Origin of the sequence: Capnocytophaga felis (genome assembly GCF_009684755.1) — a bacterium.
GTDB classification, from domain to species: Bacteria; Bacteroidota; Bacteroidia; order Flavobacteriales; family Flavobacteriaceae; genus Capnocytophaga; species Capnocytophaga felis.
Map to the genome: position 1 here is coordinate 743,711 of NZ_BLBC01000005.1, position 25,145 is coordinate 768,855.

Consider the following 25,145-nt stretch of genomic DNA (forward strand, 5'->3'; position numbering starts at 1 on the left):
CTTCTATTTTTTAATTACTGAAAATATTATTCTCTTTGTTGATATCTACCGAAACATTGTCAGGGTCAATAGCGACTGATTTTATTTCGCTTAAAGGCAAATCAACTTCAAATGTATAAGTCAAATGCCCCCAACCCCAAGACGACAACACGTGTTGCTGATAGGATTTATAAGGATTGTCCTTTTTTCCGAAAGCCATTCGCAATGGAATGTGATAGTAATGTATCTTTTTACTTTTTTCAATTACGAACAAATCCACAGGCAGAGGCAATCTTCCCACACGACGCAAGGTTATTTCTGTTTTATTTCCTTTGGAAACTACCTTTTCAATTGCATAATCGGCAGTATTTGTAGTACTTATAAATTCATTCAAGAACCATTGCAACTGCATTCCTGATATTTTTTCTGCAACTCGGATAAAATCGTTTGGTGTAGGATTTTTAAATGCAAAATCTTTATAAAATTGCTTCAATGATTTTATAACATTTTGGTCGCCAATGATATATCCTAACTGCGTTAAAAATAAAGTTCCTTTGCTATACGCCATTATGGAATAAGCAAAATTTGTATTAAAACGGTCGGCGTGCGTTGAGGCTGGTTCTTCCAATCCTGAAGCTACTAATCTGTAATAACTTTCATAAGCTCCTTGGAAAGGAGGTTCTTTCGAGTCGGGATTTACTACCAAATGCATCGCTAAATCTTCAATAAATGAAGTAAAGCCTTCATCCATCCAAGCATACGAAGCCTCATCGGTAGCCAACAAATGCTGAAACCAAGCGTGAGCAAGTTCGTGAATTGATGTTCCCAAAACAGAATCATACTTCTCCCCTCCTGCAACCAATGTACACATAGCGTATTCCATTCCGCCGTCACCTCCCTGAATGAAAGCATATTGCTCCCAAGGATACTTCCCAATGAGCGTGTTGAAGAAATCAAAAACTTTAACCAAAACGGGTTGCATTTTTTTCCAATTTTCTGAATGTTTCTTGTACAGAAAATGGAATGTTTTTCCGTCCTTTAAAGTAACTTTATCGTGCTGGAATTCGGGGTCAGCAGCCCAAGTAAAATCGTGTACATTTTTAGCAACAAAATGCCAAGTTTTGGTTTTCTCCTTAGTTTTGGAAACTTTAACTCCTTCATTTTCATACCCGAATCCAATTTCATTATTATTCTGCAAAACACCCGTTCCTCCAAGTATGTAATTTTTATCAATGGTAATTTTCACATCAAAATTCCCCCAAACACCGTAAAATTCACGAGCAATATACTCATTAGCGTGCCAACCACGTGTATCATAGGCAGCCATTTTAGGATACCATTGTGCCATTGAAAGAGCTACACCATCGCGGCTGTTTCGCCCCATACGACGAATCATTACAGGTACCTGAGCATCAAAATCCATTTCAAAAACAGTTTTTGAATTTGGCAAAATAGGTTTATCCAAATCCACTTTCAGAATTGTGCCTTCGGTTTTGTAACGAAGTGGTTTTCCGTTTTGCGTTAGTGATTTTACATTTATATAACCTATTTCATTGGGTTTTAAATTTTTAATTCGGCTTTCATTGATGGGATTCTCTTTTGTGCCTTTATTGACAACCATACGGCGGTCAGGGTCAGGAACGGATTGTAATCGTGCGTCCATTTCGCTTCCCGGCTGAAAAGCATTCAAAAACAAATGGTAGAAAACGACGTTCAGCGTATCAGGAGAGTTGTTTGTGTAGGTGAGTTTTTGCTTTCCTTTGTACTGAAAATTCTTAACATTCATATCAATTTCCATTTCATAATCGGCTTGTTGTTGCCAATACGATTTGTTTTGAGCATTTGAGAAAACAAAAGCTCCCAAAAGGAATGCCGCAAAAATGTATTTATTCATTGAAATTTAATTTTGATTAGAGTCGCAAAGATACTTTTTTCTATTCAGAAGTACAAAAGTAAGGCAATTTAAACTCAAAGCATCAAGTTTAGTAATTCAAAAAATATCTGCACAATACGTTAAAAAAGTCAAAAGTTATCCACACTACATCGTTTTCGTTTCGATTTGTTTCGAGTAGAAATTTTTCGGAATAAAAAAAATCGTATCTTTACAACCGAGAAGTAGAATTGTTATAGTATTTTGTTTAATTGTTAAGGAATTCTTTATGAAAGCATCAAATGTATGTACTTTGCTTTTGTTTCTTTTCGTTTCTGTAGGGTTATATGCCCAACAAATCGTAAAAGGGACAGTCAAAGATGCGGCTACGGGTGACCCTCTGCCGGGGGTAAGTGTCCTCGTAAAAGGAACTACACACGGAACAGCCACAGATTTTGACGGTATGTATGAACTTAAAGCCGAAAAGGGACAAACATTAGTATTCTCCTATATTGGCTTCAAAACTCAGGAAGTTTTGGTAAAAACTGAAAACCAAACTGTTAATGTTAATTTACAAGAAGACACACAACAGCTTGATGACGTTGTAGTTATCGGGTATGGGGTTGCCAAAAAGAAAGATGTTACCGGTTCGGTAAATTTGGTAACAACCAAGGATTTCAACAAAGGGCAAAACCTTTCTGCCGGAGATTTATTACAAGGTAAAGTTGCGGGTGTTCAAATCACTTCGGGTGGTGGTGCTCCTGGTGATGGGCAAAACATCCGTGTGCGTGGTACGGGGTCATTGACGCTGAATTCCAATCCGCTTGTGGTGGTTGACGGCGTTCCGATGAATGACGGAGCTATCGGAGGAGCCAGAAACATCTTGAATGATATCAATCCTGATGATATTGAAAGTATGACAGTGCTGAAAGATGCTTCATCAACAGCTATTTACGGTTCGCGTGCTGCTAATGGGGTAATTATGATTACTACCAAAAAAGGAAAAGTCAATCAAGAAACGCAGGTTGTCTTGAATTCAAGTATTTCTATTGCAGAGGTTTCTGATTATGTGAATGTACTTTCGGCCGGTGAATTCCGCAAATTGGTTAATGAAACGGGAACTGATACCCAAAAAGCCATTTTGGGCAATGCTTCAACCAACTGGCAGAAAGAAATCTACCAATTAGCTCCAACGAGTAACACTACCGTAGGTATTTCAGGAAATTTGGCTTCAATTCCGTATCGCCTTTCATTGGGACATACGTATGCCGATGGGGTGCTGAGAACAGACAAGTTCCAACGTGGAACTGCCAAACTTTCATTAACTCCACGATTCTTTGATAATTCATTGAAAACAGAATTGAATGTTTCCGGTTCTTACGTAAAAAATCGCTTTGCTGAAAGAGGTGCTATCGGTTCGGCAATTGAGTTTGACCCTACACAATCGGTTCGTACAAACTCCGATAAATACGACGGATATTTTTCTTGGCTTGATGCCAGCAGTGGTTCACAAAGTAACACAGCTCCTGTCAATCCAATGGCATTGCTGAATTTGAGAAACAATACCGCCGATGTGAAGCGTTTGATTTCAAATCTTAAAGTGGATTATACATTGCCTTTCTTCAAGGATATTACAGCAACCGTAAATGCAGGAGTTGATATCACAGAAAGTAACGGAAAAGATATTACCGACCCTAAAATGCCAAACTCTTCAACCGATTTTAACGGAGTTACAACCATCTACGGAAATAAAGCTGTTAATATGCTTTTTGATGCGTACGCTAACTACGTGAAAGATTTGGGCAAACATTCCATTTCGTTTATGGCGGGGCATTCATATCAAAAATTTGAATTTACTAATGATTCAAACCAAACACAATTTTTCAAAGGAAAAGATAATGTAGTTATTCCTGTGATTGATAAAAGCCGAAACGTACTGTTATCTTTCTTTGGTAGAGCTAATTACAGTTTCGATAATCGTTATATGCTTACAGCAACGCTTCGTGCCGATGCCTCTTCTAAGTTAAATCCAGACGACCGCTGGGGCTACTTTCCTTCTGTGGCATTAGCTTGGAATGCTAAAAATGAATCTTTCTTAAAAGAAAGTGAAAATGTTAATGAGCTGAAATTGCGTTTAGGATACGGAGAAGTAGGTAATGTAAACGGTTTGGGCGACTATCTGTTCCTTACTCGTTATGTAGGAAGTATCAATCAAGGGGCTTACTATCAGTTCGGAAACCAGTTTGTACCAACTGCCCGTCCCGAAAGTTTGAATAAAAATCTGCGTTGGGAAATAGGTAACACGCTTAATGCAGGGATTGACTATGGTTTCTGGCAAAACCGCGTTTCGGGTAGTATTGATGTATATCGAAAACTTACCAAAGACCTCATCGCTGAGAGCAACGTAGCTCCGTTTACTAACTACGGAAGCCGTATTTCAAGCAACATTGGTGATATGGAAAATAAAGGTATCGAATTTTTAGTAAACGTGGTGCCTGTTCGTACCGATGATGTAAACTGGACGCTCAGCTATAACATTGCTTACAATGATAATAAAATCACACACCTTACTAACTTGCAAAACGTAGGAGGCATTAGCGGAGGAACAGGAAATACTGTACAACGCCATCAAGAGGGCTACGCTCCTTACACTTTCTTCCTATACCAACAAGTATATGATAATAAGGGATTCCCGATTGAAGGAGCGTATGTGGACAGAAACAATGATGGCAAAATCACTGAAGACGACCGTTATATGGGCAAATCACCATACGCTGATGTTACAATGGGGCTTACTACCAATTTGAACTACAAAAATTGGGATTTGAACATCGGTACTCGTGCCAGCTTAGGAAACTACGTGTATGACAACGTGTCGTCTGCTAACGCTTCTTTGGATAGAGTTTACAGCGATAATATCCTTCGTAATACCATTGCAACCTATTACGATACCCTACTTTCAAAACGAACTACTGAAACCCTACTTAGTGATATGTACTTGCACGATGGTTCTTTCTTCAAGATTGATAACGTTACTTTGGGATATAACTTCCCGAAAGACAAATACGGCATTCGCGTGTACGGAACAGTACAAAATGTTTTGACACTTACCAACTATAAAGGTTTAGATCCCGAAGTATTTGGAGGTATTGACAACAACGTATATCCACGTCCGAGAACCTATTTATTGGGTATCAATGTAAATTTCTAAACAAAAAATTAATTTTTAGAAGATGAAAAAATTTAGCACATATAAAATTTTTGGTCTTGCTTTGGCTTTAACACTGAGTGGCTGTATGAAAGACCTTGACCAAGACCCGTCCATCGATCCTGACAGCATTAATTCAAGTTCGGTACAAACCAATCCTGAGTATGCCAAACAGGCTTTGGCAAAGGTGTATGCCTCACTGGCTTTGACTGGGCAACAAGGACCTGCCGGAGCAGCTGACATTCAAGGAATTGATGAGGGAACTTCACAATTTACACGTTTGCTTTTCTATATGCAGGAATTGCCAACTGATAATGCTATCGTTGCGTGGTCTGACCCCGGAGTGCCTGATTTTCACAATATGAATTGGTCTTCTTCCAACGGAATTATCGAGGCAATGTACTACCGATTAGCACAAGTCGTTTCATTTGCTAATGCGTTTATTGCCAACAATGAAAATAGTTCCAACGAAGAAATGAAAAAATTCGGTGTAGCCGAAGCACGTTTTATCAGAGCCTATGCTTATTATAACCTGATGGATTTGTTTGGCGATGTGCCTATCCTTACTGAAGTTCAGGAGAAACTTACAACACAAAATACACGCAAAGAGGTTTTTGAGTTTATCGAAAGAGAACTTAAAGCCATTGAAAGCGAGTTGAAGCCTGCCAAAGGCAATGAGTACGGTCGTGTTGATGTGGTAGCTGCTTGGGCATTGCTTTCACGTTTATATTTGAATGCGGAAGTATATACAGGTACAGAACGTTACAATGATTGTATTACGTACAGCGAAAAAGCGATAAATTCAGGGTATGCTCTTCATAGCAATTATTCACATTTGTTTTTAGCCGATAATGATACTAACGGAGCCCAAAATGAAAATATTTTCACTGCCAATTTTGACGGAGTTAATTCGCAAACGTGGGCAGGAAGTACTTTTTTGGTTCACGGAGCCATTGGCGGAAAAATGAGCTTGACCGATTTTGGTGTAAGCGGAGGTGCTTGGGCTGGTATCCGCAGTACAAAAGCATTGGTTGAAAAATTTTCAGGAACAGGAAATCCGCCAACAAGTTGGACGGACAAACGAGCAATGTTCTTCACGGACGGACAAAACTACGAAATCAGTAAGGTTTCCGATTTTAAAGAAGGATACGCCGTGATGAAATTCAAAAACTTGACTTCGGCAGGCAAACCCGGAAAAGACCCGGGAGGGCAGTTTGTGGATACGGATGTGGCACTTATTCGTTTGGGTGAAATTTACCTAAATTATGCCGAAGCTTCAGTTCGAAAAGCAACAAACCAAGCCAAAGCATTGCAATACGTAAACGAACTTCGTAAGCGTGCAGGAGCAAGCACTCTATCAAACTTAACTGTTGAAAACGTACTTGATGAGCGTTCAAGAGAGCTTTACTGGGAAGGATTCCGACGTACCGACCTTATCCGCTACGGACTTTTCACGTCATCAACTTATCTGTGGCCTTTCAAAGGAGGTGTAACAAACGGAACGGGCGTAGATGCATACCGAAATCTGTACCCTGTACCAACGAACGTTATTTTAAGTTCAAACGGAGTTTTAAAACAAAATTCCGGATATTAACAATAATTCAAAGTTCAGGTTTTCCAGAGTTTCAATCTCAGAAAACCTGAGCTTAAAAAAGATTAGAAAGATGAAAAAGATAATATCCCTTATGAGTTTGCTAACAGTAACGTTAGTAAGCTGCGAAAAAGATGAAAAAATTACTTATGATGGTAACGCAAAGGTAACCACTACCCTTTCTGCTGAAAGCGTTACGTTAGATAAGGATAAAAAAGAAGAAACCGCTTTAACAGTTTCGTGGGAAAGCACACCTTTGAATGTGAACGTAGCCAAACCACTGTACGAAATTGTGTTTACCAATGGTAAAAAATCAAAAATAGAAACAGTTTCAGAATCACCTGCTGTATTTACCGTTGCACAATTGAACAAAATAGCAATTGAAGTCAATGCTAAAGCAAATGAAGAAACTGAAATTTCAGTAGCTGTAAAAAGAAAATTAGGTTCAAACCACTATATAGGTTTTACAGAAAAAAAACTTAAAGTTACTGCTTATAAAGACCTTATTCCTCCTACAGAATGGGGCGTTGTAGGAAGTGCTGCTCCTAATGGTTGGGACGGACCTGATACTCCTTTCTGGAAGTTAGTAGGTGATGACACCCAATATGTAGCTTATGTTACTTTGAAAGACGGAGAAATCAAATTCCGTAAAAACAACAAATGGGATACTAACTTAGGAGGTGGCAACGGAAGCCTTTCTGACGGAGGTAATAACATAAAAGTAAAAGCCGGTACATACAAAATTCTTTTGAATGTAGATGCCAAAACATACAGCATTGAAGAGTACACTTGGGGAATCGTGGGTGATGGAGCCAATGGTTGGGATGCTGATAAGGGTACGGACATCAAACTTTCTTATGACGGAAGCACCAACAGTTGGAAAGCTGAAAATGTAACCCTTAAAGATGGACAAATCAAATTCCGGTTGAACAACAAATGGGATACTAACTATGGTGCAGAATCTGACGTTCAGCCTGCCCCCGAACAAAATGGAAAACTTTCCTCAGGTGGTAAAAATATCAAATCAAGTGCAGGAACTTACAACGTTACTATTTCAATTGATGAAGAAAACAAAACGGGAACATACAAGTTAGAAAAACTTTAAAAAAAGAAAAGCCATAAATAAACATAAAAAAACCGAACGGAGGATTTTACTTCTGTTCGGTTTTTTGTTTTAATGCCTATTGACTTTTATATTTTGATGTTGTAACTTTACGGCATTATTTTTTCACTTTATAAAAAGCATAAACCTAAAAATATTTTAGTGCTGTTATCATTTAAAATAGGTAAATACTTACGGAAAAGTCATTTATAAACCCTAAAATCAGTCTCTAACAGAGGTATTTTATACAAAAATGCTTTACAAAACCATAAAAACTTTCGGATTTGTGCTTTTGTATGCATACAAAAGCACAAAAACGCTCGGAATAGTACTGTTGTAGAGATGCAAAACCATAAAAACCTTCGGATTGATGTTAGTGTATGCTGAAAAATATATAAAACCGATGGAAATTGAACTGTAAACATAATTCAAATAATTTTAAATATGATTTCGAAACATAATTTATCAAGAGTTCGCCTAATGGAATTTACGCAGGTGATGGCGAATGTAAAAACCTTTTTGGAGAAAGAAGACCTGACAACCTTAGGGCTTGCCGATATTAAAACAGAATTCGACAATAAGCTCATCACCTTAGAAGAATCGCTCAAACCCTTGCGTAAAAGCGAACATACCGAAAGGCTCAATAACTTAGACCATCAACGCGATACACTACTGATGGGCTTCATCGGGCATTGCAAATTATTTGTCAATTTCCCCGAAACCGAACAAGCCGAAGCCGCCCGTAAATTGGTGCTTACCAATCAAAAATATGGCAAAGACCCACAAAAACAATCGCACCGTGAGGAAACGGCCATCATTCGCAATTTACTTGCCGACCTTGAAAACCCCGACCTGAAAAAAGCCGTTCAGAGCATCGGTGCCGAAAAATGGATTGAGCATCTTACCAAAGTGAATGAAACCTTTGCCGTTGTACATTCTGACCGTACCCAAGAGCAAGGCTCCGTTGAAGCAGGTAAAACTAAAACTGCACGCTCGCAAATGCAAGAAATTTTTACCAAACTCGTTACGCTTATCAACGGATTGATTATCGTTAAAGGCATCGCAGGATATGAAACGTTGGTAAATTCCATTAATGAAGAAGTAAAACGCGTACGAAACTAAAAATAAAATACAATCCTCTGAAAATACCACAGAAAGAAGTTATGAAATACATAACTTCTTTCTGTTTTTCAACCTTTTGAAGAAAGTTTTGGAGCAAATACATATGACTATTTGTAGCAAAAATTCAGGTAATACACCGTCACTCCGAGTGATTTGTGTAACGAAGTGGAGCAAATCTTATCGAGGAGTGTAGTTCTCGATACAAATTTTATCTTCACTTTGTTGCGATAAAATTCACTCGAACTGACGAAAAAAGAAAACACTTTTTGAGTTCATAAAAATCGTTATTTTCAATACTATTAAAATTCCGTATGTTTGATTTTAACCTTTTGAAGAAAGTTTTGGGGTAAATACATATGACTATTTGTAACAAAAATTCAGGTAATATACCGTCACTCCGAGTGATTTGTGTAACGAAGTGGAGCAAATCGTATCGAGGAGTATAGTTCTCGATACAAATTTTATCTTCACTTTGTTGCGATAAAATTCACTCGAACTGACGAAAAACAAAAACACTTTTTGAGTTCATAAAAATCGTTATTTTCAATACTATTAAAATTCCGTATGTTTGATTTCAACCTTATGAGGAAAGTTTTGGGGCAAATGCATATGACTATTTTTAGCAAAAATTCAGGTAATATACCGTCACTCCGAGTGATTTGTGTAACGAAGTGGAGCAAATCGTATCGAGGAGTGTAGTTCTCGATACAAATTTTATCTTCACTTTGTTGCGATAAAATTCACTCGAACTGACGAAAAACGAAAACACTTTTTGAGTTCATAAAAATCGTTATTTTCAATACTATTAAAATTCCGTATGTTTGATTTATAACCTTATGAGGAAAGTTTTGTTCTTTATGTATTTTTACTTAGTTTTGTCAGTCTAAAGAAATCATTTTATGAAAAAGTTATTCGCATCATTGTGTGTTATAATGTCTTTCGGGGCAATTGCACAAACCAAAAATATTCAGGGAACGTATTATTATAATGCACTTACTGAAGATTTAATCCTGAAAATGCACGAGGACAAAACCTTTGACATTGTTTTGCTTTCAGGAAAATATGAATTGGGCAAAGACAACAATATCAATTTTATGTTCGGCAATATTTCCAATTTCATAGTTAAAGAAAAAGAGAAAGGAAATAAAAAAACGCTGACAATAAACTTAAAATCAAACTATGCCAATAGCGGATTGAAGTTTTTGTACGTCGGATATGAAGATGAAAACAAACAAGTGAAGTACGAAAATTTGTACAACATAATTACTTCCACCGAAGAAGCAAAAGAAGAAATCTATCCTGAAAGTCAGGAAACTATTTATTCCTTAGGCACTTTTGAAATTCCGAAAACGGAGAACCTATACTTGGTTAATGCCATTGCAACATTGGATTTAAGCACATCAAAAAAGGTCATCATTGAAAAATATCCCATCAAAAAAGATGTTTCTTCCGTTGATGTACTTTTTAGTTTTTCGGGGCTTTACAAAACTACGCCGAAAATCATAGGAACGTATGACGAAAAACAACAGAGCATTCGTTTGAATGATTTGTACGACGGAGGTATCACTTCTTTCACAAAAAAATCACGATATGATGACGAAAAAAACATAACGAAAATTTCCACCGATGAGGTTCAAAATTGGAAGCATCTCGTTTCTTTTAAAGAAGATGAATTCAAATCCGATTCTCTTAGTTCTTCCGTTGAAACCAAAGTAAAACTCGACATTAAAAACAACTTGGCTGATGCCCTAAAATCTGCAAAAAACCACAATAAATTACTTTTTGTTTTCTATCAACCCGAAAATACCGAAAAAGCCAAAAAAGAGTTTGATGAGCTAATTGCACAATACGAATCGGATTTGAGCTATTATTCGGAATATGATTTTGCAAAATACGATGTAGCCGACTTTTATTTTGCGGACAAAAAGGACGAGAAATGGTTCAAAAAGAAGAATATCAAAACAGAAAATCAGTTTATTTGTTTAGATGATAACGGAGAAATACTCTATCACGAACCAAACACAATGAGTAATATCAAAAGTAATATTTACGCAGGAAGTTCTTTAATTTCTGCTATGGAAGGAGCTTTCTTGGCAAAGAAAATCGATGATGTTTTTGGCAATAAAAAAGCTACAATCTCAGAAATAGAAGGTATTTTCTCCAAAATTTTGACATCAAGCACCATTGCCCCTTATCTTTATAAAGAGAAAAAAAATAGCGATGAGCAAACAGCATCGCAAGATTGGGATTACTATTTTGAAAATTTGAAAAACATCGAAAGTTTGTACAAATTCAAAACCACTCCTGAGCAAACAGATAAGCTATGGAAAAAAATGATGGAAGCTCATAAGAAAGATACGCAATTGGCCATTCCGTTTGCGATTTTGTTGAGTAATAACTACGAATCATATGACTTGTACTTCGGCGGAGACTATCATCAAAAAGTATTTGGCACGGAAAGAAAAATCGGTAAAGCAGATTTGGAAGCCGTTCGATATTTAATCAAATTTAATAGCGAAATACAGGCACATAATGAAAGTTTGTCAAATGTAGAAATAATAGATTATACCGATTCAAAAACGATTAACATTAACGGTTACAATCTTACATTCATTTTGAATAAAATTGCCGAAGATTCACCGGAACTTCGTAATGAAGTGAAATCAGCGTACGTGGAAGGCAGAAAAAATAACCTGTTTGATTACGAAGATTTTAAGGCATTCTTAGAAGAATTCTATCCTGAACAATATTTAACCTTTTTTGAAGAATACTATCAAATGATGACCTCTGCCGATGCTTCCCACATCATTCTCTCTCTCGACAAGATGTATTCTCAAAGCAAGAGGAAAGAATACGAAAATTGGGTATATTACAAAAGTAATTTCGCCAATGATTGTAACAACGTTGCTTGGAAAATCGTTGAAGAGCACAAATCGGATAAAAAACTTCTGGAGAAAGCCTTACAATGGTCAAAAACTTCTTTGGAACTTGAAAATGAAAATCCTTATTATTTAGATACTTATGCACATTTACTTTATTTTACGGGCAACCGAGAAAAAGCCATTGAAATGCAACGAAAAGCACTTCAGTTACTCAACAAAAATAAAGGAGACTATGAGCAAGAGCTTAAAGATACAGTAACGGAAACGCTGAAAAAAATGGAAAACGGAAGTCTTTAAAAATAATCAATATAGCCACGTTTAGTAGTGGCTATATTTTTTTGTATAATTTTAAAGAAACCGTTGAAATTATCCCGATTTACAAAATCGGCTTTATACCGAAGAACGATGTAGCTATTATGTATCGGAAACATTGTATTTTTGCAAGAAATACATATCGCAATGAACTACGAAACCTTTGCTCCACACCCTGATTTGTCCGACTTTGTAAAGTGTTATTGGATATTGGAAGTTCCCGCTGAACCTAATCCTGAAAAACAACGTGCCATTGCCGACGGATATATCGAAATGATTTTTCATCTTGCTGATGATGTCAAATCGTACACCGATGAGGAAGGTTATACACTACAACCTCGGGCTATGATTTTGGGGCATCCGATAAAACCTTTTTTCTTTGAACCTACGGGAAATGTAGATACTTTTGCTGTCCGATTCCTCCCCTACGGTCTTGCCAATCTCATCAACAAACCTATTAAAGATTTGACAGATAGGGTGCTACCACTAAATGAAGTTTTTGATGATGATTTCTCAAGAGAAATTACCCAACAAGTCAATCAAGCCAACAATACCCAAGAACGTATCGCCATCATCGAAAGACTTCTTTTCAAGAAACTTAACCAAAAAGAAACCGTTGATTATGTCGTAAAAAATACCATTGATGCACTTATCGCCACAAGAGGAAAGCAATTGGCAAGCATCTCGGCATCGGGCAATAAACGTCAACTTCAACGTAAATTCACTCAACAAATCGGACTCAGTCCCAAACAATTAGGGAAAGTCATCCGATTGCAAACCGCTCTGCGTAAACTACTTAATCACCCAACCGAAAAACTCTATCACATCGCCTACGACACTGATTACTACGACCAAGCTCATTTTATCCGAGATTTTAAAGAATTTACAGGCATCAGTCCCAAAACTTTCTGGCAAGATAAATCAATGGAAGTAGCCTCAATAATATATGCCAAGGAGTGATATTTTTGAAAATACTTCTTTAGCAGAATTACAATTGACTTCAAAAACTATAACTCCAACAAATTTAATGGAAAATAAACCAAAAGAGTGAATTAATCTTTCGCTCTTTTTTAGTATGATATTTTGCCCATTTAAAAAAACTGTTTACTTTTGCAAAAAAATAACACCTGTTATATTACAATTGTTATAATAATAATAATTTTATGCCGAAATCAACAACTATAACCAAAGAAATGATTGTGGAAACTGCTTTCGAGATGGTTCGAAAAGAAGGTTTTACGGTGCTTTCTGCCCGAAATATTGCCAAGCAAATCGGTTGTTCCACGCAACCCATTTATTGCTGCTATAAAACGATGGACGAACTAAAAGCCGAAGTTTGTAAAAAAGCACTTTCTCACCTTCAAAATGTAATGCTCGGTTACCAAAAAACGGGCAATGTATTTTTGGATTTAGGCTTGGGTTATGTGCGAATGGCTCATACCGAACCAGCACTCTTCAAAGCAATTTATATTGATAATATCACGAATGTAAAGCTTACCGATATTTTCCCCGAAAATCAGGAAATCGTGGAATTGATGAAAAATAATGAGGAATACCGACAACTATCCGACAAAGAAATAAAAAACAGCATCGCCAAGGCGTGGATGTTGGTACACGGTATAGCATCACTGGTGGCAGTTGGAATGTTTGCCTATGATGAAGATAAAATTATAGAAATATTAGAATAATTAAAAAACGGTTACGATGAAAATCAAAAAGATGATATATTTATTAATATTATCAGTTATTATTTGCTTAGCAATCAGTCTTCTCTGGTTGTTTCGGAATCCGTCTTACGAAAATATAGATAAAACATTCATACAAGCATCAGATGCTGACATTAAAAAAGAAATTCCTGCTTTTAATCTAAATTACTTGGTAGATAAAATAGCCTATTCCGAACCTGTTTATTTTCCTAACGGAGTGGAAACGGCAGATTTTGAAGAACACTTAGAGGCTATAAATTTAGAAATTCCCAATTGGGACAGAGAAGGGTTATACGAGGTAAAGGCTTCTACCAAAGCAAGTACCTTAGATCCCGCATTTTTAGTGTATAAATGGGATTCAGACACTTCCAATACACTTATTTTTCATCACGGAGCATCTGAATATCCTTTTTACTGGATTTTTTCTAACATTTTCAATAAAGAGATACTTAATGATTTGGGTGTAAACCTGATTGTAGTCCGAACTCCTTTTCACAAGCAAAAAGGGGCTTTGAAACAGGGAACGGCGACCTTATCTACCTTTATGGCAACGATGGCAACAAGTGTGAAATTAACCGAAAAACTGATTCATACTTTACGACAAAAAGGAGTACAGACTATCGAAGTTGGCGGATTCAGCTTGGGAGCTGTGATAACAAATAGACACCGGACAATATATAATTCGGCTGATTTTTATGTTCCAATAGTAGGAACAGTAGCACACGAAAAGTTTTTTATTTTTCCTAAGAAAAATATTACTGAAAGTGAACTGGAGCGAAACAAAATTATTACGCATTACCTAAATTTCTCAGCCCAATGGCAAGAAAATCAATCTCCAAATGTATTTCCAGTAATGGCTCGCTACGATAAGTTTTTACCACTTAACGAGCACGCTCCCGCTTATGGAAATCTGGAAGTTGAAATTTGGAACACGGGACATTTATCCACCGCTCTTTTCAATGACGGAATGCGATATGTCCTATTAAAACGCTTAAAGAAGTAAGCCTTTATCTGGGAACTAAAACTGATAATCAATAAAATGAATACCAAATCAAAAACTTTCAGAAATGTCGCCCTGTTCAGCTTGGTGGCTATCGCTTGCGGTTGGGTGGGCGTCGGGGTGGATAAATTACTTGGTCAGCCCTCGAATTTAGAATCGCTTGGGGCGTTGATTTTTATCGCTACACCGCTTTTGTGTATGCTTTTGTTTCGCCTTTTCGGTGGCGACGGTTGGAAAGACCTTTCGCTGAAACCGAATTTCAAACAAAATACCCTTTGGTATCTGTTTGCCTTTGCGGTTTATCCGGTGGTTATCGGAATAACACTGTTTGTTGGAAAGTCGTTGGGTTGGGTAGAAGTGAGCAAGTTTAGTTTTGCAGCGTATTTACCTGTTTTTGCCACCGCTTTTTTGCCCGAATTTATCAAAAACATCTTCGAAGAATCGGTTTGGCGAGGCTATCTTACTGTAAAAATGGAGCAACTTACCCAAAACGAATGGTTGATTTATCTGGTGGTAGCGTTGGTTTGGCAGACTTGGCACGCCCCTTATTATTTAGTGCTTTTGGAAGACGGCTACTTGTCGCAGTTCTTCCCTTACGGCGGACTTTGGCTTTTCGTTTATGGTTTTGTGGTAGTCGGGATTTGGACGATAATGTACACCGAAGCCTTTTTCCTTTCACGTTCGCTTTGGTTAGTCGTTTTGATGCACACGATGGAAGACGCTCTCAATCCGCTCATTTCCGAAGGTTTTGCCGTTGTTTCGCCCGACAAAACGTTACTCATTTCACCAACTTTCGGACTTATTCCTCTGCTGATGTATCTGGCAATAGGCTTGTATTTGAGAAATATACGGAAAAGTAAGAATAATTGATTTCAAATGAATTGATTGTAAAACTAAACCTTCAACAATATGGACACAAACAGAAAGATGCCCGCAGATGCTACCTGCTGGGACAAAATTTTCCCGAAAAGCGATAAAGTAGAACATAAAAAAGTAACGTTCAGAAACCGCTACGGCATCGCACTTGTCGGCGATTTGTATTTTCCGAAAAACAGCGAAGACAAGAAACTTGCAGCTCTTGCCGTGTGCGGTGGATTCGGAGCGGTAAAGGAGCAAGCTTCTGGATTTTACGCCCAAACGATGGCGGAAAGAGGCTTTGTAACCTTGGCTTTTGACCCTTCCTATACGGGCGAAAGCGGTGGCGAACCTCGCAATGTAGCGTCGCCCGACATCAATACCGAAGACTTTTCGGCTGCAGTCGATTGCTTGGGGCTTCAACCCTTTGTGGACAGAGAAAAAATAGGACTTATCGGCATCTGCGGTTGGGGCGGATTTGCTCTGAACGCTACGGCTATCGACACGCGAATAAAGGCGGTAGCGACGATGGTAATGTACGATATGTCCCGCGTCTTCAGCAAGGGATATTTCGACGGCGACACACCCGAAATGCGTCTGGAAATGAAGCGTTCGCTCAATGCCCTTCGTTGGACGGATGCCGAAAGAGGAACACCTGCTCCGGGCTATCCGATGCCGGATGCTCCTTCCGACAAAGTCCCTCAATTCCTGAACGATTATATCGAGTTTTACAAAACTCCGAGAGGTTTCCACGAGCGTTCGGTTTCCAATCAGGTTTGGACAGCGACAACGCTGCTTTCGTTCCTAAATTTTCCATTGCTGTCGTATGTCCACGAAATCGATGTCCCGACCCTTATCGTTGCCGGAGAAAACGCCCATTCCCGCTATATGAGCGAAGATGCCTACAAAGCTATAGGAAGCGAAAATAAGGAACTACTCATTATTCCCAATGCCCGCCACACGGATTTTTATGACAATCAGGCAGGAGTGATTCCGTTTGATAAACTGGAAACGTTTTTTAAGGAGAATTTATAGCAACTTAAAATAAATATTTATTCAATGGAATAGATGTATTTCGTTAAAATTCACATTCAACGAGCTTTTGAATTCTTTTTGTATAAAATCATCAATTCTGTCGCATTTATACAATTTTTATATTCGTAGTTCTGCTAATTTTGCCTTTCAAAACAATAAAATTAGCATTTATGAAACATTTAATTTCGATTGTAGAAATCCCAGTAATTGATTTTGAAAGAGCAGTAACTTTTTACAGTTCGGTTTTGGGAGTAAATATTGAAAAAATAGATATGGACGGCACGTTGATGGGAATATTCCTAAGTGACGAGGAAAGCACCAATGTCTGCCTGATAAAAGACGAAAACGCACAACCTTCAGCTAACGGAACGATGGTTTATTTCAACACCGAAGCGGATTTACAGCCTGTTTTAGAACGTATTGAACCAAACGGAGGAAAAATCCTGCTACCAAAAACGGAAATCAGCCTCGAGATGGGATTTTTTGCTCTATTTTTGGACACTGAAGGCAATAAAATCGGTTTACATTCTGAAAAATAAAATCCTATGAAGAAAATATTTTTATGCTCTTCATTCAAAGATGTTTCGCATTTGTTTGAAGAATTTGCAGATAGCAATCTGGCAGGAAAGAAAGTAACCTTCATTCCCACAGCGAGCCTTACTGAAAAAGTTCGATTTTATGTTGATACTGGCAGAAAAGCTCTTGAAAAAATGGGACTTATCATTGACGAATTGGAAATTTCAACCGCAACTTCGAACGAAATTCTCTACAAACTTCAAAAGAATGATTTTATTTATGTTACAGGCGGAAATACCTTTTTCCTTCTGCAAGCATTACGGAAATCGGGAGCTGACAACCTTATAAAAGAAGAAGTTTTGTCTGGAAAAACCTATATCGGAGAATCGGCGGGTGCGATGATACTTTCTCCTAATATTCAATATGTTACTGAAATGGACGACCCGAAACAAGCTCCTTATTTACAGGATTTTTCAGCTTTAGATTTGGTAGATTTCTACACTGTTCCGCATTACAATAACTTTCCGTTTGCGAAAGCTACTGAAGCAATCATCAATAAATACAAAAACACTTTACATTTGCTTCCTATCACTAATTCTCAAGCAATTGAAGTTCGAAACGACAATGTAGAAATCAAATAATTTCATAAAAAGACATACAACAAAATCGCACAATTTGTAATTTTTGCCTTAACTTTGCATTCAAAATTTGAAAAAATAGTTCTACACAAATGCAGATTTTCACAGAAAATTATAAAGTACGAAGCACACAAATCAATTTAAACAATCAATTGGGATTGTACGGAGTTTTAGGAATGTTGCAAGATATTGCAGCAGAACACGCCTCACATTTAGGATTCGGCTACAAGGAATTAATACAAAAAGGATTTTTTTGGGCTTTAATTCAGCAGAAATTGAAAATGTTTGAGTATCCCAAATGGAACGAACAAGTTACAATCAAAACGTGGTCATTGCCCGTGCAAGGTGTGTATGCCTTTCGTGAATTTGAACTTTTTCACAATGAGAAAAAGATTGGCGAATGCTCAAGCACTTGGATAACACTTGATATAAAATCACGAAAACCGATTGATATTTCTGATAATCAGCATATTTTTATGCCCCGAACTGATGGCGGATTGAATTTTAAAACCGAAAGAGTTATGTTGCCTTCATCAATGAACTTGGCATCGAAATTCAAAGTAAAAGCAAGCGATTTGGATGTTAATGCGCACGTAAATAACATTAAGTACACGCAATGGGCTTTGGATATGATTCCGCTTGAAGAACATAAAAATTTCATTATTAAGGAATACGACATCAATTTCCTGTCCGAAACCTTTTTTAATGATGAAATGGAAGGTTACGTAAGTGAACATAAATTCATTGATGAAAATCAGAAGAAAGTAGAATCGTACTTCTATGCACAGAAAACAGGGGCAAACAAACCTGCATTCATCTCAAAATGGATTGCCGAAAGACTTCCTCAAAGACATAATTTTTAATCTTTTTCCACTTTTCAAAACTTCTAAATTAAAATTAAAAACAGAAATTTCATAAAAATAAATCAGAAATCCTCTTCTATCAAAAAATATTTAAAATACTGTTATTTAAATACTTAATTAAAAATTTGATTCATATTTTTACAGAATCAAATTTTTTTACAAAATAAAACTAAAAAAATAGTTGAAAACTAAATTTTTAGTTCTATATTTGCATCATAAAATACAAACATCATATTATATAACTTATGAAGACACTTACCAAAGCCGAAGAAGAGATTATGCAAGTACTGTGGCAATTGGGAAAAGGCACTGTAAATGAAATCATTGCACAATTGAACGACCCCAAACCTGCATATAATACCGTATCGACAGTGGTTCGGATATTGGAAAATAAAGGATTTGTTGACCACGAACCTCACGGCAGAGGATTCAGCTATTTCCCGATAATCGCCAAAGAAACTTACAGCCACAAATCGCTCAAAGCTTTGGCAGAAGGCTATTTTCAGGGCTCGTTCAAATCAATGCTTTCCTTTTTCGTGGAGAAAAAAGATATCGACCTGAAAGATGTGGAAGACCTGTTACAAAAACTTAAAAACGAAAAGTGATGGAAACCTTTTTGATTTATTCGGTTAAAACGATGTTCGTACAGCTTTTATTTCTGTTGCTTTACGAAGTATTTTTCAAGAACGAACCTTATTTTAGGACAAATCGGCTTTTTTTGTTATCAGGAATTGTGTTTTCATTAGTATTGCCTTTTTTCCCTATTGCTTTGGCAACCGATAATTTTACGGCAGTTATCCGTTTGGAAGAATTTATCGCTTATGCCGATGCTTCATCAGGAAATATAACAAAAACTTCCAAAACAAACGTTATCAATTGGTATGAATTGGTTTACGGCATCGGAGCGTTATGCTTCGGATTGCTTTTTATCATAAAAATAATACGGTTGAACCGCCTATTGAACCGTTCACAACAGGTGGTTCTGAACGGAACTCGTATTTTCCTTTTAGAGGATTTGACCCAAGCCTTCACATTTATGAATAACATTTATGTGAGCAAAGAACAAGCGGAAGAATCTTGCGTTATTGAACACGAAAAAGTGCATCAAAAACAATGGCACTCGCTTGATTTGTTGTTTTTGGAACTGATGAAGATTGTCTTTTGGTTTAATCCGTTGTTGTATTTCTATCAGAAACGATTGGTAGAAGCACACGAATTTGAAGCTGACAGGCAAACCTTCCCCAAGTTTCAAAACTATTATTATCAAACACTTATTAACCAAGCTTTGGGAACAAAGGCTGATTTACCTGCCAACTATTGGTTTGCTCCCAAACTTATCAAACGAAGACTGAGTATGTTACAACAAAAAGAAAAATCAACAAAAGGAATGTCAAAATACTTATTGGCAATCCCTGCATTGGCAGTTTCAGTGCTGATGCTTTCGGCAGGCAATGCCCCGCAAAACACTTTATCGGAAACGTTTCCAAAAATTTCTGTATCAAAAACTAATAATACCTCACAAAATGCTTTACCTGAGGTACTTTCAAAAACTTCCGTTTAGTATTAGAACAGACGGAAAAGTTTCTATAAAATCAATGAAGGGTGGTGAAAAAGTGCTTCAAGAAGAAGCAAAACGCCTCATAGAAACATTACCTCAGCTCATCCCCGGGAAACAAAAAGGTAAGAATGTTGCAGTAACATTCATTTACCCGATAAATTTTAAATTAACACGGTAAAATTCTAACACAGCTCGAAAATAATGATTTCAAGCTGTGTTTTTTCATTGGAAACCGTCATTTTTTTCATTACCTTTGTCCGAATTGTTATTATTAATCGACTAAAGTATGATACAACACATTAACAAAGGAAGTTTGATTATAGGATTGGCGGTTTCCAATTTTATTTTCGCTCAGCAACAACCACTCCCCGGCTACACTTATGGCGATGTGCAAGCTCCCACAGGCAAGGAATGGGAATCGGTGGAGGAATTGGCACTGAACAAAGAGCAACCCAAAGCGTATTTCTTCTCGTTTGCTGATAAGCAGTCCGCACGGAAAGTTTTGCCTGAAAATTCCAAATATTGGAAATCGCTTGACGGAAATTGGAAATTTCATTGGGTAAAAACACCCGATGAGCGTCCGAAAGATTTTTTTAAACCCAGTTATGACGTGGCTGCGTGGGACGAAATTCCTGTGCCATCCAATTGGAACATTCACGGTGTACAGAAAGACGGAACGCTTAAATACGGCGTACCGATTTACGTAAACCAACCCGTAATTTTTTATCACGAACGCAAAGTGGACGATTGGCGAAAAGGCGTAATGCGTACACCGCCAACTTCTTGGACAACTTATATTTACAGAAACGAAGTAGGCTCATACCGACGCGAATTTACCATTCCGCAAGATTGGAAAAACCGAGAAGTTTTCATCAATTTTGATGGTGTAGATTCGTTTTTCTATCTGTGGATAAACGGTAAATATGTTGGATTTTCAAAAAATTCACGCAATTTGGCTGCCTTCAACATCACCAAATATCTGCAAAAAGGCAAAAACACGGTTGCTGTGGAAGTGTACCGAAATTCCGACGGTTCGTTCCTTGAAGCTCAGGATATGTTCCGATTGGCGGGGATTTTCCGTACGGTGGCTTTAACTTCTGTCCCGAAAGTACAAATCCGTGATTTGCAAGTAATTCCTGATTTGGACGAAAATTACCAAAACGGAGAATTGAACATTTCGGCAGAAATTCGCAATTTGGACAAAAAGCAAGCTAAAGGCTACAAAATTGAATATTCGTTATACGAAAACAAACTCTATTCCGATGAAAATACAGAAGTTAGCAAACCGATTTTTTCGGCTTCGTTCGATGTTTCTTCTCAAAAATCATCGGTCGTTAAAACAAAATTTCCGTTAGAAAATCCGAAAAAATGGTCGAGCGAATTTCCGTATCGCTACGTATTAGTAGCTCAACTTAAAGACAAGAAAAACAATGTGATAGAAACCGTTTCAACCTATACGGGCTTCCGCAAGGTAGAAATTAAAGACACCAAAGCCGAAGATGACGAATTTGGCAAAGCAGGACGATATTTCTACGTAAACGGGAAAACGGTGAAATTCAAAGGAGTAAATCGTCACGAAACCAATCCCGAACGAGGGCACGCCATCACCCGCCAGCAAATGGAAGAGGAAGTGAAATTGATGCAACGTGCCAACATCAATCACGTGCGAAATTCGCATTATCCTGATGCTCCGTATTGGTATTATCTGTGCGACAAATACGGCATTTACTTGGAGGACGAAGCCAATATCGAATCACATCAATATTACTACGGAAAAGAATCGCTTTCGCACCCGAAAGAATGGGAAAAAGCCCACGTTGCCCGCGTGTTGGAAATGGCTCACGCTACGGTAAACAGCCCTTCGATTGTTATTTGGTCGCTCGGAAATGAAGCCGGTCCGGGTGAAAACTTCGTAACGGCCTATAACGCTCTTAAAAAATTCGATGCTTCGCGACCTGTTCAGTATGAGCGAAATAACGATATTGTAGACATAGGTTCAAACCAATATCCGTCCATCGCTTGGATGAAAGGAGCTGCGGCAGGAACACACAACATTAAATATCCGTTCCACATTTCGGAATACGCTCACTCAATGGGAAATGCCGTGGGGAATTTGATAGATTATTGGGAAGCCATCGAATCGAGTAACTTTATTTGTGGCGGTGCGATTTGGGATTGGATTGACCAAGCAATGTACAGCTACACCAAAGACGGCAAACGCTACTTTGCTTACGGAGGTAATTTTGGCGACTATCCAAATGACGGTCAGTTTGTTATGAACGGAATTATTTTCGCTGATATGGCTCCGAAACCGCAATATTACGAAGTGAAAAAAGTATATCAATACGTTGGATTGAAAAACACAGGCAACGATATTGAAATCTTTAACAAAAACTATTTCAAAGATTTATCGGATTATGATGCAGAATGGTTTTTGTTTGAAGACGGAAAATCAATTGAAAAAGGAAATTTAGTTATTGGCAACATTCCGGCACGAAGCAAAAAAACAGTGAAAGTACCTTATAATCAATCGATTTTAAAACCTACTTCGGAATATTTCTTAAAAATTCAATTCAAATTGAAAGAAAATAAACCTTGGGCAGAAAAAGGGTACGTTCAAGCAGAAGAACAATTTTTATTGAAATCGCGTACGCAAAAAACTCCTATTTTGGAAGTTTCCCAAGGAAATAAAATTCAACTTTCTGATGAAGCAAATCTAAAAGTGTTGAAAAACAATAATTTCACTGCAAAATTCGACACGAAAACAGGAACTATTTTCAGTCTGCAATACGGAAACGAAACCATCATTGAAAACGGAAACGGACCTACAATCAATGCATTACGGGCTTTTGTAAACAATGATAATTGGTTTTATCAAAAATGGTTTGAGAAAGGGTTACATAATTTGAAACACAATGCCATCTCCAACAAAGTCATTGAAAACAAAAACGGTTCGGTTTCAGTGTATTTTACGGTAGTTTCACAAGCTCCGAATGCGGCGAAAATTCACGGCGGAACCAGTTCAGGTAAAAACAAAATCGAGGAGCTGACCGACCAAAAATTTGGAGATAAAGATTTTAAATTCATTACCAATCAGATATATACCGTTTATCCCGACGGAAGCGTGGAATTGCAATCCGCTATTACTTCCAACGATTTGTGGCTGACTTTGCCACGCTTAGGATACGTGATGACTATTCCGCAGAAGTACGAAAATCTAACCTATTACGGACGCGGAAAACACGACAATTACAACGACCGCAAAACGGGAGCTTTTATTGAAAAATTTTCGGGAAAAGTAAAAGATGAATTTGTCCATTTCCCAAAACCGCAAGATATGGGCAATCACGAAGAAGTACGTTGGATTTCACTTACTGACAATCAAGGAAATGGAGCGGTTTTCATTCCTAATGAACCGATGGCAGCTTCAGCATTGCAATACACGGCGAAGGATATGATTTTAGCCGGACATCCGCACGAGTTACCTGAGGCAAAGGATACATATTTGCATTTGGATTTAGGTGTAACAGGCTTAGGCGGAAACAGTTGCGGACAAGGAGCTCCGCTGCCAAAAGACCGTATTTTTGCTGGTGGTTCACACGTTATGGGCTTTATGATTCGTCCCATTCGTGGTGGAAACATCGAGGCAGAGACAGCGGTGAGCCCTGCAGGCGAAATTCCGATTTCCATCTCACGCGATTACTTCGGAAATATAAGCATTTCATCGGCAGACAGATTTGCTAAAATCTTATACAAAATTGATAATCAGAAGAAATCATCAAAATATAATGTAGCTATTCCGTTTAGAAAAGGCGGAAAAATAACAGCTTGGTTTGAAGGAAAACCCGACTCCCAAGTAACGATGACTTTTGATCGTTTGGAAAATGTTCCGATACGAGTGATTTCGGCAAGTAGCGAAGAATCAGGCAGTGGCGATGCTCAAAATCTGATTGACGGTAACCCCAGCACCATTTGGCATACGATGTATTCGGTTACGGTAGCGAAATATCCGCATTGGATAGATTTTGATATGAATGAAGTGCGTAATATCAAAGGATTCACGTATTTGCCTTATGATAGTTGGAGCAGTAAAATAAAAGAATACAGTTTTTCAATAAGTTCCGATGGGAAAAATTGGACAGAAATCCAAAAAGGCACATTTGACACCAGTGCAGAGCTAAAACGCGTACTTTTTGACAAAACTGTAAAAACTCGTTATGTACGGTTTACGGCACTTAGCCAGCATTACAATCAGGATTTTGCTTCCGGAGCAGAATTTTCAGTCTTAGAAGAATAAAGTTATTAAGAATTAAACTAAAAAACCTCAGAAAATTTCTGAGGTTTTTTTGTCTTATTTAGTGAAATAAAGAACTCTATCGTCAAGAAAAAGAAAAAGGAGGTGTGTTAGTAGTAGTAATCCTGATTTGCTTTTTTTCTTCTTCGCTTAAATGTTTTAAACGAATTTCTACACTTGTTTCTATGAAATTTGAAATGATAAATTCAATATAGACATCATTGTTAAAGGAATTTAAATTCACTTTTTTAGGTGTTTTTACTTCAATGTTATGACGATTAAGTATCAGTTTGTTGTCGTTAGATAGAAATAGGACGGTTTTATAAGATTTATATTTTCCGATTTTAAAATATCCAGCTATAACCAAAGCATTTTCGTAAAAATACAAATCAGCAAGTCTGAAACGATATTTATGCTGACCTCTTCCTGCCCCTCTACTACTTATGAATGTTTCGCATTTTACCGAATAAAGAGTATAATTTAGTTTTAAGCCCAAGTCTTTTATTTTGTTTAGTTTTTTTCTTGCCGTTCTGTCATATATAGCATTTTGAATCCAATACACAGCTATAAATAACAGAATAAAAAGAATAGGATATATAAAATTCATTTTTAAT

At 37.4% G+C, this 25,145-nt stretch carries 20 protein-coding genes; 17 read left to right on the top strand and 3 right to left on the bottom strand.

Annotation, left to right across the window (positions count from 1 at the left end; translation table 11 throughout):
• Positions 1–10: 10 nt before the first annotated feature.
• A complete protein-coding gene (locus GN105_RS04665) occupies positions 11–1,873 on the bottom strand; it encodes a M1 family metallopeptidase (RefSeq protein WP_155284241.1) in 1,863 nt (620 codons plus the stop codon).
• A 265-nt stretch (positions 1,874–2,138) separates the two neighbouring features.
• Between GN105_RS04665 and GN105_RS04670 the strand changes: the two genes are divergently transcribed.
• The 3 genes from GN105_RS04670 (at position 2,139) to GN105_RS04680 (ending at position 7,753) form a co-directional block, all read left to right on the top strand.
• Positions 2,139–5,060 (top strand): SusC/RagA family TonB-linked outer membrane protein, encoded by a 2,922-nt coding sequence (locus tag GN105_RS04670; protein WP_155284242.1) that lies wholly within the window; start codon positions 2,139–2,141, stop codon positions 5,058–5,060.
• Positions 5,061–5,082: 22 nt separating this feature from the next.
• Entirely contained in the window at positions 5,083–6,651 is a 1,569-nt protein-coding gene (locus GN105_RS04675; RefSeq protein ID WP_155284243.1) for a RagB/SusD family nutrient uptake outer membrane protein, read from the top strand.
• Positions 6,652–6,721: 70 nt separating this feature from the next.
• Positions 6,722–7,753, top strand: coding sequence for a SusE domain-containing protein (locus GN105_RS04680; RefSeq protein WP_155284244.1), 1,032 nt, complete (start codon positions 6,722–6,724; stop codon positions 7,751–7,753).
• Between the two features lie 255 nt (positions 7,754–8,008).
• Here the strand turns inward: GN105_RS04680 and GN105_RS04685 are convergent, their stop codons facing one another.
• Positions 8,009–8,182, bottom strand: a complete 174-nt coding sequence (locus tag GN105_RS04685) for a hypothetical protein (protein ID WP_155284245.1) — start codon at positions 8,180–8,182, stop codon at positions 8,009–8,011.
• Positions 8,183–8,194: 12 nt separating this feature from the next.
• On the opposite strand from GN105_RS04685, the gene GN105_RS04690 reads away from it, so the two are divergent.
• The 14 genes from GN105_RS04690 (at position 8,195) to GN105_RS04750 (ending at position 24,534) form a co-directional block, all read left to right on the top strand.
• The gene (locus GN105_RS04690; RefSeq protein WP_227977305.1) at positions 8,195–8,872 is read left to right on the top strand and encodes a DUF6261 family protein; all 678 of its coding nucleotides are present in this window, start codon (positions 8,195–8,197) and stop codon (positions 8,870–8,872) included.
• Positions 8,873–9,771: 899 nt separating this feature from the next.
• A complete protein-coding gene (locus GN105_RS04695) occupies positions 9,772–12,051 on the top strand; it encodes a hypothetical protein (RefSeq protein ID WP_155284246.1) in 2,280 nt (759 codons plus the stop codon).
• A 162-nt stretch (positions 12,052–12,213) separates the two neighbouring features.
• Positions 12,214–13,026 (top strand): AraC family transcriptional regulator, encoded by an 813-nt coding sequence (locus GN105_RS04700; protein ID WP_155284247.1) that lies wholly within the window; start codon positions 12,214–12,216, stop codon positions 13,024–13,026.
• A 203-nt stretch (positions 13,027–13,229) separates the two neighbouring features.
• Positions 13,230–13,754 carry a TetR/AcrR family transcriptional regulator gene (locus GN105_RS04705; protein WP_155284248.1) on the top strand — a complete coding sequence of 175 codons (525 nt, stop codon included), beginning with the start codon at positions 13,230–13,232 and terminating at the stop codon, positions 13,752–13,754.
• Between the two features lie 31 nt (positions 13,755–13,785).
• Positions 13,786–14,775 carry a hypothetical protein gene (locus tag GN105_RS04710; RefSeq protein WP_227977304.1) on the top strand — a complete coding sequence of 330 codons (990 nt, stop codon included), beginning with the start codon at positions 13,786–13,788 and terminating at the stop codon, positions 14,773–14,775.
• 36 nt (positions 14,776–14,811) lie between these two features.
• Positions 14,812–15,642 carry a CPBP family glutamic-type intramembrane protease gene (locus tag GN105_RS04715; protein ID WP_155284250.1) on the top strand — a complete coding sequence of 277 codons (831 nt, stop codon included), beginning with the start codon at positions 14,812–14,814 and terminating at the stop codon, positions 15,640–15,642.
• Between the two features lie 39 nt (positions 15,643–15,681).
• Positions 15,682–16,662 carry an alpha/beta hydrolase gene (locus GN105_RS04720; protein WP_155284251.1) on the top strand — a complete coding sequence of 327 codons (981 nt, stop codon included), beginning with the start codon at positions 15,682–15,684 and terminating at the stop codon, positions 16,660–16,662.
• A 170-nt stretch (positions 16,663–16,832) separates the two neighbouring features.
• Positions 16,833–17,201 (top strand): VOC family protein, encoded by a 369-nt coding sequence (locus GN105_RS04725; RefSeq protein WP_155284252.1) that lies wholly within the window; start codon positions 16,833–16,835, stop codon positions 17,199–17,201.
• A gap of 6 nt (positions 17,202–17,207) precedes the next feature.
• Positions 17,208–17,819, top strand: coding sequence for a peptidase E (locus tag GN105_RS04730; protein WP_155284253.1), 612 nt, complete (start codon positions 17,208–17,210; stop codon positions 17,817–17,819).
• A gap of 89 nt (positions 17,820–17,908) precedes the next feature.
• A complete protein-coding gene (locus tag GN105_RS04735) occupies positions 17,909–18,679 on the top strand; it encodes an acyl-[acyl-carrier-protein] thioesterase (protein ID WP_155284254.1) in 771 nt (256 codons plus the stop codon).
• A gap of 245 nt (positions 18,680–18,924) precedes the next feature.
• Positions 18,925–19,284, top strand: coding sequence for a BlaI/MecI/CopY family transcriptional regulator (locus GN105_RS04740; RefSeq protein WP_155284255.1), 360 nt, complete (start codon positions 18,925–18,927; stop codon positions 19,282–19,284).
• Positions 19,284–20,240: a M56 family metallopeptidase gene (locus GN105_RS04745; protein WP_227977303.1), complete on the top strand. Its 957-nt coding sequence runs from the start codon at positions 19,284–19,286 to the stop codon at positions 20,238–20,240. Before GN105_RS04740 ends, GN105_RS04745 begins: the two co-directional genes overlap by 1 nt.
• Positions 20,241–20,274: 34 nt before the next feature.
• Complete coding sequence (locus GN105_RS12955) at positions 20,275–20,415, top strand: energy transducer TonB (protein WP_262884838.1); 141 nt, start codon at positions 20,275–20,277, stop codon at positions 20,413–20,415.
• A 108-nt stretch (positions 20,416–20,523) separates the two neighbouring features.
• On the top strand, positions 20,524–24,534 hold the full coding sequence (locus GN105_RS04750) for a glycoside hydrolase family 2 TIM barrel-domain containing protein (protein ID WP_155284256.1): 4,011 nt from the start codon (positions 20,524–20,526) through the stop codon (positions 24,532–24,534).
• A gap of 82 nt (positions 24,535–24,616) precedes the next feature.
• On the opposite strand, the gene GN105_RS04755 is transcribed toward GN105_RS04750, so the two are convergent.
• Complete coding sequence (locus GN105_RS04755; protein WP_155284257.1) at positions 24,617–25,138, bottom strand: hypothetical protein; 522 nt, start codon at positions 25,136–25,138, stop codon at positions 24,617–24,619.
• Positions 25,139–25,145: the final 7 nt, after the last annotated feature.